Here is an 8,609-nt window from a genome sequence, read left to right on the forward strand (position 1 = left end):
GCTCTTCGTCAACGCAGCCACCGCTTCCGGCCTTGCCGCCGCCTGTTCCTCGAACAGCTCCTGAATCACCTGATCCCGTGGATACGCCGTCTCCGTCCGGCTCCATGCCACCAGTTGCTGCTGCTCCTCATCCTGAGATAAAAGACGAATGTCAGCCATTTTTCCTTCAGCATTATCCAGAACCGTTTGAATAAAATGATCAAAATGGCGAATCCATCTTTGAATTGAATCTTCATGAAAAATATCTTTATTATATTCAAAATTCGCTGCAATCGTTCCATTACTTTCCTGTTCGACAAATAAAGTCAGATCGAATTTGGAGACCTTCTTTTCCAAAGGAAACGGAGCGAGCTTTAGCCCGTGCAAATCGAAAACATTTGTAGCATTGCCTAGAAAAATAGCCGCATCTTGCTTGCAAGCTTTTTGCAGTACAAACCCCGCTTGGAAAACCGCTGGAATACTCATATCACGCTGAAGACTGTTTTCGCTAACCATAAGCGAGAAGGGATAATCCTGATGATTGGTGCAATCCGTTAATTCTTCTTGTACTTGCAGAAGCAATTGTTTAAAAGAGTCATTTTCACTAAAACGCATCCGAATCGGAAGTAAATTCACAAAGTAACCACAAGTATGATGGAAATCTCGATTTTTTCTACCATATCTGGGCGTTCCAACGATAATTTCGTTTTGCCCCGATAACCGATGTAAAAAAGCAAAGTAAAGCGCTAACAACACGCGATTTAAAGACTTGTCTTCTTTGTTGCAAAATGCAGACAGCTTCTCGCTCGTTTTCGCCTGCAAGGCAAAAGGCGCCAGTCCTCCGGCAAAAGCAGGAACAGGCGGACGCTTCTTATCAGTGGGCAGTTCCAGCACAGGAAGTTCGTCTGATAGTTTATGTTTCCAGAACTGTGCTGATGTTTGCCCTGCTTCGTTCTGCAACAAGCTCTCCTGCCAACTGACAAAATCCGAATATGAGTACTCCACGCATTGCAGTTGGGTATTCTCTTGCAGATCTCCGTTATATAAACGTTTATACAATAAACCAAACTCATCTAATATCAGAGATAGGGACCAGCCATCAAAAACAATATGATGGTGCACGATGTACAGCACATAATGTTCCTCGCTAAAACACAGCAACCTGACTTTAAACAATGGCCCGTTGCTCAAGTCAAAACTCTCCTGAGACTCTGCCAACAGGTACTGGTTAACTGCCGACTCTACCCAGTCCCCTACTGCGATCGACTTGAAATCAAGAACTGGTTCGCTATACACTTTTTGCACAGGCTCTTCTTCCATTATAAAGACAGTTCGGTAACATTCATGACGTTTTACGATTTCAATAAAAGCATTTTGCACTGTTGTTGCATCCAGCTTTGAATATATATGCCACGCAAACGATTCATTGTAGCAAGTGTTGTTTGGATACATCGAATCATGCGATAAAAGCGGGATTTGTCCCTTTGACAACGGAATTGTTTTAATAAATGTTTTACTTGACAAGTAAACCATCCCTTTCCGAATATGATTTTTATACGTGTTCACATACTCTGTTTCCTCACATCCGTACAGTACAGTTATTGAACTCATAATCAATGCCATCTGTTCACGACGGAAGACATCACTTCTTTCCCTAGTCAATTTGCTGGCACCTTGTCGCCCGAATCGTGGCGACAAATGGTACCTTTTGTAATTATATATAGGAATTATTAAGAATCATGTCGAAATCCGTTAATTTTTTGTAACACAATACTAATTGTTGTTTTTTTGACATAATTGTAAAGTTTATGATCTATAGCCAAAATGTGCATCCACCAATCCAAAATATGAGTTAAGAACAGCTTCACTCCAGAAAAACGAAAGTAACACAAAGAAAGCCCGTACCTTAAAGGCACGAGCCGCCGACATTTATGTTCAAGCTTAACGATATTTAATCTTCAAATCACCGACACTCTATCTTTATTAGTAGCTGCAAACGTTCAAATATCTCTATTTTCCCCAACATATCGAAGGGCTTGTCCCCATCTTAGATGCAATGTTATACGCTGGGTCATTCTTCATCAAGTTCGCTATTGTTGCTTGTTTCTAAATAGGATTGTACAATTAATTTATAACTCATTTGGAGGTGTTCCTGTATGAAATGGGTTAATATCCGTGATATCTACCCATATCGTTGGGTTCTGGTTGAAGCTCTTGAAACTCATTCTAATAATTACAAACGATCTATCGATGACATGTCCGTTGTTTCTGATTTTGATGACCCTAAACATGCATGGGCTTCTTACAAGAAGCTTCATCTGGCAGAGCCCTCCAGAGAACTTTATGTATTCTATACCGGAAATGAATATATTGAAGTCATTGAACAGCCCTTTACCGGTATTAGAGGTCTTCGATGAAAATCCATCTTATCAATGGTCTTCCTATTATATCTCTCCCTCTTTCCTATAAGAATAAATCCACCCTTCTTAATAACGTCTTGTTAGATACCGGATGCTCCACAACTATTTTTGATACAGATCTTGTCGAACCTATTGGACTGGATATTGACTTTATCAATGGAAAATCAGTACGGATGTATGGAGTCGGTGGCTCTAGTGAATTATGTTATCAACAGGTTATCTCAGATCTCACTATTGATCACATACTACTAAAGGAATTTACAGTCCAACTAGGACTCACCAGAGAACCCTATGGTTTCGATGCAATTTTAGGTGTCGATTTTCTTTATAGATATGGTTTGAAAATCGATTTTGAGAAGTTAATTATTTTGTAATGCTTTAACGAACTTGCGTATACCGTTTTGGTATTCGCAACGTCTTATCTTAGGGTAATGGACGTATCTGCCTGATGAAGCTTCTACGAAACATCTGCTAGCAGATCAAGGGCCGCATTGCCCGCATGCGAATATTGTGTTAGGCGATCGATCTGCCACCCACTTGCAAACCTCATGTTCGTAATGAAGAGCTCCTGGGGACAATGGTTTTAGGCACAAACCATCCTCTTAAGCAGAACTTTCGATTGTATGATCAAAAACATGACGGGAGTTAGCGCGAAGTTCAACATTAGTAAGATAAGATGAGCATAATTCCCGCCTTCTATGGGCAGTATCTCCAAACCATGAATATGCGGAATATAAAATATCCAGACAATACCGGATCCAACCCATGATCCGCCTTGATCATGCATCGATGCGGAGTTGAACATCATAAGAACGAGTAACCAATTTCCCAAACCTAGAAGAGATATGGATTCCTGATGCCATTTTCATATTTCGTTTGGTTAACTCGGTCAACACGATCCTCATGATCTAATCCTCTTTTCTGACTTATTATTGCTTCATTTCTGAGAATAATAAACTGTTCGATGCAATCCTCCAGCGCAACCCAGCTTTAGATAGCTGGTATCTTAGGCTGGCCGCGTGTTGTCTGTGTAAAACAAATCTATTTCCCTTATAATGACTCTGCTGCAAATTGATAAAATGCCTCTGCATCCTCTCGAGTGGCAAATCCGGCCTGTGCCATCTTATCGCTGCCTCCGCCTTTGCCCCGATAATCGGCCAAATGCTGTTTGAAGAAGACACCGCAAGCGAGTCCATCGTGTCCTCCTCGGGAGAGCAGTACCTTATGATCCGAGTAGGACACGAAGAGTACGATAACATCAGCTTGTTCGGTGAGCTTAGCAGCCAAGTTCTGCATGTCCTTCAGCATCTTATCCGCGAATTCATGCCTAACTAAGCTTCCCTGGCGGTCTGCCAACAGCTTCTCAGCCAGATAAGCATCATTCTCAGCCTTCACCGCATTCAATTCAGCTTGCAGCTGCTTCTGCTCCTGATCCCATTTCTCAATCCGATCCAGGATCTCTTCCTTACCCGTATTGAATCGGGCCGCTAGACTGCCGAGAATCTCCACACCGACATTAAATTCGTTCAACGCACGGTATCCGCATTTAAAATAGATACGCATATGCCCCTTCATCTTCTCAGCTCTTAGCAGCTTGATCATTCCAATCTCACCTGTTGCTGAGACGTGTGTGCCACCACAAGCGTTATACTCGATACCTTCGATTTCAACGATCCGAATATCATCGGTTACTTTCGGCTGCTTCACTAGCGGCAGCTCTGCCGCTTGCTCCTGAGTCACAACATAATTTGTTACCTTGCGATTCAGGTAAATCTGATCATTTACCTCCAGTTCCAGCATCATAAGCTGATCCCGAGGCAAGTCAGGTCGGGCAACATCAATGGTCGCATAATCTTCACCTAGGTGGAAACAGAGTGTCTCCGCCTGGCATGCTTCCAGACACATCGCTGACAGCAGATGCTGGCCGCTATGTTGCTGCATATGGTCGAACCTTCTATCCCAATTCAATCGGCAGTCAACCTCTTCCACCTCAGGAGAACTCTCGACTTTGTGAAGAATGTCCCCTTCTTCGAGAACGACATCCAGAACCGGAATTTTATTGATCCACCCCAGATCACAGGGCTGTCCCCCGCCGTGTGGATAAAAGGCTGTTTCATTTAATACCAGATAGGTTCCATCCTCCCGCTCCACTCTGCGAGTGATTTGTGTCCTCCACTCCCGGATATAGGCGGATTCATAAAATAGCTTCTTCGTCATCTTCATGTCCTCACTGTTCCTAGATTACATTTACTTTACTATAAAAGAGTTCTATATTCCTCTGGTATTAACTGAAGTCTTTTCTGAATTGTAAGTAATATACGACTTGATTCTAAATCTCGGGTTTCAAGACCGAATCTAGAATCATCCATAATGAGCGGCTTATCAAATTCGATAACCTCTACAACCTCCCCAGTATATATCTTTTCTTCATATTGCTTGTATGTAAACTTCTCTTCTTGCTTCACCCTTTCGATATGTGTAAGTTTTCCGTCCTCGAAGGAACATTCAATTCGTGTACTTATATATTCACCGTCAGCATCTTTTCGATGCTTAAACACGATAATATCCTCACAGACAAGATTAAAAAACCAATGTCCGTCCCTGTAAATACAACTACACTGTCCTCAAAACAAGCATAAAAAAATTTACCTGACGACCAAATACCTACAGTGTCCATGCTGCGTTCATCCTTCGAGTTGATATTTATGTTTATTTGTTTCTTCATTTAACGGTGTTGAGCTAAAAGTCATTATTCACATGATTCTTCATTCTGAAGAATCTTTCTATATACAACACCATGAATATGTACAAGCTTTTTTTGCTGTTCTAATCCTTCGAATAAATTCAACATTTCACCAAATGGATCTTCGAAATACGAAGCTAAGTGTTTAAGATTCTTAGTTGATTTCAAGAAGTTATAAAAAAAGTAGGGATCAAGATTCCCAATATCATCTACGCGCCCTAGGGAAACCTCCAATACTTGTCCCGTTTCTATATTTTCAAACATGCAGTGCTCTCCATGAACATCAAAGTACCAATTATCGGTTAGATACTCTTCAGCATTTAGTAATTCCTCATTTGAAATTAGATTGTAATTCCCTTTTATAATCTCTGATTTTTCAGGCTGGTTCGTTTCCAATATTAATTTCCCAATGAGTTCTTGCGCAATTACTTTAAAAGAATCCATTGCTGCCAATATTTCATCTACCGTTTCTTTCGTTAGCGAGTTCATACTCTACCCAAATCCCTTTCCATTAATATCTTTTTATATGTATCTACAACTTTCTTTAATAAACTAAGGTTTTCTTTTTCTTCTACATCCCCTGTTTCTAATCCATGATTCGCATCTGGAATAACGTATTTATATACACGAAATGACCCAGCCTTAGATAGCTCTTATCTCAGGCTAAGTCATTGCTCCTTCCCAACTTACAATCAAAGGGCGATAGCCTGATCGTGTTATTCTCCATTTACCGCGATCATCTGCACCACCGGTCGGCCGTCACCCTTCAGTTCGATGTTACCAGCGAGTAGTTGTGAAGAACCGTCCCCGTCTAAAAATATGGCCTCATTCAACTCCCCATCGGCAATACTTCCCTTAATCGCAGTACGAAATTTATCCGCCGTACATTTGGTAGAAGTAACAACCAGGTATAATTCCCCATGATTATCATAGACCATACCACTGCGAAGGCGCTCGTCATCGGGAAACGGCAACCCTTCTTCTTCGACCGCAATTCTATACCAGTTGCTATCGTCCTTTATATTCATACTGATTCCACCCTGAGCCCAGAACTTCGCAGCATCTGAGAAATGCAGATCATCGACGCTTGCAGCTCGTTGCACGTCGACTATTTTTGTGACCCGATCATAAACGATGGTTCCCCGAGCATATTTGACGTTAAACCAGCCTGAGCCGTATTCTTTTGGACTTCCGCTTACGGGCATACCATCCACAACCGCGATACTTAACAACTGATTTCCCCAAAAGAATCCACCATTTATCCCATTGGTTCCCGATTTCACGACGTTGTCGTTTATGCTATGAAGCGAAATACGATTCGGCTCCGTCTTCAGCACATGAAGAACAACACCGTTTTCAGCGGTTATTTGAAAGTAGTTCACTTCTTTTGGATAATCGCCTTTACTTAGATGCCATATCGTAACGACCTCTAAAATTAGATATAAAGCGCATAAATAAAATGGAAAGGAACGTCTTATAACAGCGAATCTTTCATTCGTAATTCCTTTCATATCCGCTCGTCCCCTTATTTGTTACTTGCTAATAGATTTGACTTTCTTGGAAAACTCCGCTGCGTAGATGGTGTTATAAGTGGTTGACGCCTTCCATGATTATACATCTGATAATCAAGGGAAAATAGTCTCAATGCTTAAATATGAGGCCATGACTCTCTTCGAGTTACTAACGATTCCTGTAACTGCTAACATTCAAAAAAGGGAAGCACAGCTATGTACTCATTAAATTTACCTGCCCATTCGTTCCAATCAACTGATCTTAGAGTCCCTGCAATCTGCAGCCCTGACGGTTCTACTGATGCCCATAGATAGAAGTCAGTTTTACCTTCTTCACCAAACCAACATGGTTGCCCAATATGATTCATACATATTTGAGATGGGAGCAAAGAATAAATTTCAGCTAATCTATCCCATGAATCGTTAGTGAATTTATCAAAATCCAAACAATATACACGATCAATATTAACAATTGGTTCGTCCTTAATTTCTGAATTATCGTAAAAGCAAGTTATCAATTTAGTCTCTCCTTAAATGCATTCGTAAAGATTTTCTCATTACTGTAATAATAATGATTTCAGCTCGTCCAAGGCCAAATGTTATAAATCTCATTTACAATCCCTCCAAACACTACATTTGGCAACCCAAACATAATGATTTTATATTGTAATCGCTTTCTCCCTTGGTAATCAGCTCCTTCATGATTATTACTAAACTCGTTTTTCATATACAACATCCGTAATCCAATGTAAATATAAAAGACTATTGCAAGACTTATTAAGCCTACTATGAAATTAAAATAAACTAAAATTTCAGTCATCCCTGTCATCAAAGCTATTAATAATGATATAAAAACAAGTAACAAGCCTGATAAAAACCATATACGCAATTTTAGCGACCAACCTTTCCTTGAGTAAGCAAACCTTTCTCCCGTGGGTAGGAAAACAGGTTGAACTGAAATTAACGGCTTTCGAAGTACTTTCAATCCATTACCTTACAAGGGTAAGTCCATACGGTAATTCTCGGTCAAGAATCCAAGCCTCAACAATCTTGTTAAATAACTCAGGTTGAGCAAGGGATACCCCATGACCAACATTAGGTATAATAATGCCTTTACAAAGGATTGTGTTGTCTACGATGTCTAATAAGGATTTCCTCATCATTTTCTTCTCTTTTTCCCCAACAGTTATCAAGATCTTTGCTGTAGACTTACTGAAATTTGTTGGTATACGAAAAGACATGTTTTCTTCTAAAATCTGAATAAGGAGGTTCATATCCATGTTACTGGTTTCTTTATAGTAGGTTTCAAACATTCCCTCATCAATGTATAACTGTTTGGCTTGAAGCTTCGAAAAAGTTCGATTTTTTGTTAGCCCATAAGTTAATCGGATGGCAGGTGGAATCATTTTATTTACAAATGGAGCTGGTCTAACAAGTGCACTATTTATTATTGAATAATCTACTATATCTGGGTTCATACTTAGTATTTTCATAGCAACTTGTGCGCCCAAAGAAAATCCGATTAGAATCACTTTTTTACCTTTTGCTTTAGTTAGAATCAAACTTAATATTTCTTCAGCACAATTGTGAATAGAAAAGTCCGTGCAAGGACTCTTCCCATGTCCAGGTAAGTCTGGAACTAAGCAATGGTAATCATTAAAGTATTCAATTTGCTTCGCCCACATCCAACCACTCACTCCTCCCCCATGTAAGAAAACAATGAGAGAAGCTTCTGTATTTCCCGACTCTGTGTAATGTAGCTTCAATGGATTCCACCCTTTACTATTTCACTTGATCTTACTTGACTTGTTTTCCAATGATTTCTGTTCATGTTCTTGTTTATGGATTTATATGAAAATATTTAATGCTTTCTAAGCAGCGAACAGGTTCGACAAAACAAAGTCAAATGAAGTAGTGATTTCTTGAGTTGCGAAATAATATTACGCGTTTTTGTTG

Annotated in this window: 9 protein-coding genes; 2 read left to right on the plus strand and 7 right to left on the minus strand. The window is 40.1% G+C overall.

The annotated features are described in order from the left end of the window. A partial coding sequence (locus tag AZ66_RS23455; protein WP_044357070.1) for a condensation domain-containing protein occupies positions 1-1,512 on the minus strand: 1,512 nt, incomplete at its 3' end. Positions 1,513-2,135: 623 nt separating this feature from the next. Here AZ66_RS23455 and AZ66_RS23460 point away from each other — a divergent pair. Both AZ66_RS23460 and AZ66_RS23465 read left to right on the plus strand, forming a co-directional pair. After that, positions 2,136-2,396: a hypothetical protein gene (locus AZ66_RS23460; protein ID WP_021260489.1), complete on the plus strand. Its 261-nt coding sequence runs from the start codon at positions 2,136-2,138 to the stop codon at positions 2,394-2,396. After that, the gene (locus AZ66_RS23465; RefSeq protein WP_044357066.1) at positions 2,393-2,773 is read left to right on the plus strand and encodes an aspartyl protease family protein; all 381 of its coding nucleotides are present in this window, start codon (positions 2,393-2,395) and stop codon (positions 2,771-2,773) included. Before AZ66_RS23460 ends, AZ66_RS23465 begins: the two co-directional genes overlap by 4 nt. A gap of 676 nt (positions 2,774-3,449) precedes the next feature. Here AZ66_RS23465 and AZ66_RS23470 read toward each other — a convergent pair. The 6 genes from AZ66_RS23470 to AZ66_RS23500 form a co-directional block, all read right to left on the minus strand. Then, entirely contained in the window at positions 3,450-4,616 is a 1,167-nt protein-coding gene (locus AZ66_RS23470; RefSeq protein ID WP_044357072.1) for an alanyl-tRNA editing protein, read from the minus strand. A gap of 38 nt (positions 4,617-4,654) precedes the next feature. Further along, complete coding sequence (locus AZ66_RS23475; protein ID WP_044357067.1) at positions 4,655-4,957, minus strand: hypothetical protein; 303 nt, start codon at positions 4,955-4,957, stop codon at positions 4,655-4,657. Positions 4,958-5,148: 191 nt separating this feature from the next. Continuing rightward, on the minus strand, positions 5,149-5,631 hold the full coding sequence (locus tag AZ66_RS23480; protein ID WP_044357068.1) for a DUF6896 domain-containing protein: 483 nt from the start codon (positions 5,629-5,631) through the stop codon (positions 5,149-5,151). Between the two features lie 227 nt (positions 5,632-5,858). After that, on the minus strand, positions 5,859-6,653 hold the full coding sequence (locus tag AZ66_RS23485; RefSeq protein WP_052648798.1) for a hypothetical protein: 795 nt from the start codon (positions 6,651-6,653) through the stop codon (positions 5,859-5,861). A gap of 188 nt (positions 6,654-6,841) precedes the next feature. Beyond that, positions 6,842-7,171 (minus strand): hypothetical protein, encoded by a 330-nt coding sequence (locus AZ66_RS30150; protein WP_052648800.1) that lies wholly within the window; start codon positions 7,169-7,171, stop codon positions 6,842-6,844. A 471-nt stretch (positions 7,172-7,642) separates the two neighbouring features. After that, on the minus strand, positions 7,643-8,419 hold the full coding sequence (locus AZ66_RS23500) for an alpha/beta fold hydrolase (protein ID WP_044357069.1): 777 nt from the start codon (positions 8,417-8,419) through the stop codon (positions 7,643-7,645). Between the last annotated feature and the right edge of the window lie 190 nt (positions 8,420-8,609).

This window comes from Paenibacillus sp. E194 (genome assembly GCF_000935845.1).
GTDB classification, from domain to species: domain Bacteria; phylum Bacillota; class Bacilli; order Paenibacillales; family Paenibacillaceae; genus Paenibacillus_B; species Paenibacillus_B alvei_B.

What these genes read in the sequence shown, in the direction of transcription:
- AZ66_RS23460 (WP_021260489.1), top strand. Translation starts at nt 2,136, where the DNA reads ATGAAATGGGTTAATATCCGTGATATCTACCCATATCGTTGGGTTCTG.
- AZ66_RS23465 (WP_044357066.1), top strand. Translation starts at nt 2,393, where the DNA reads ATGAAAATCCATCTTATCAATGGTCTTCCTATTATATCTCTCCCTCTT.
- AZ66_RS23470 (WP_044357072.1), bottom strand. Translation starts at nt 4,616, where the DNA reads ATGACGAAGAAGCTATTTTATGAATCCGCCTATATCCGGGAGTGGAGG.
- AZ66_RS23480 (WP_044357068.1), bottom strand. Translation starts at nt 5,631, where the DNA reads ATGAACTCGCTAACGAAAGAAACGGTAGATGAAATATTGGCAGCAATG.
- AZ66_RS23485 (WP_052648798.1), bottom strand. Translation starts at nt 6,653, where the DNA reads ATGAAAGGAATTACGAATGAAAGATTCGCTGTTATAAGACGTTCCTTT.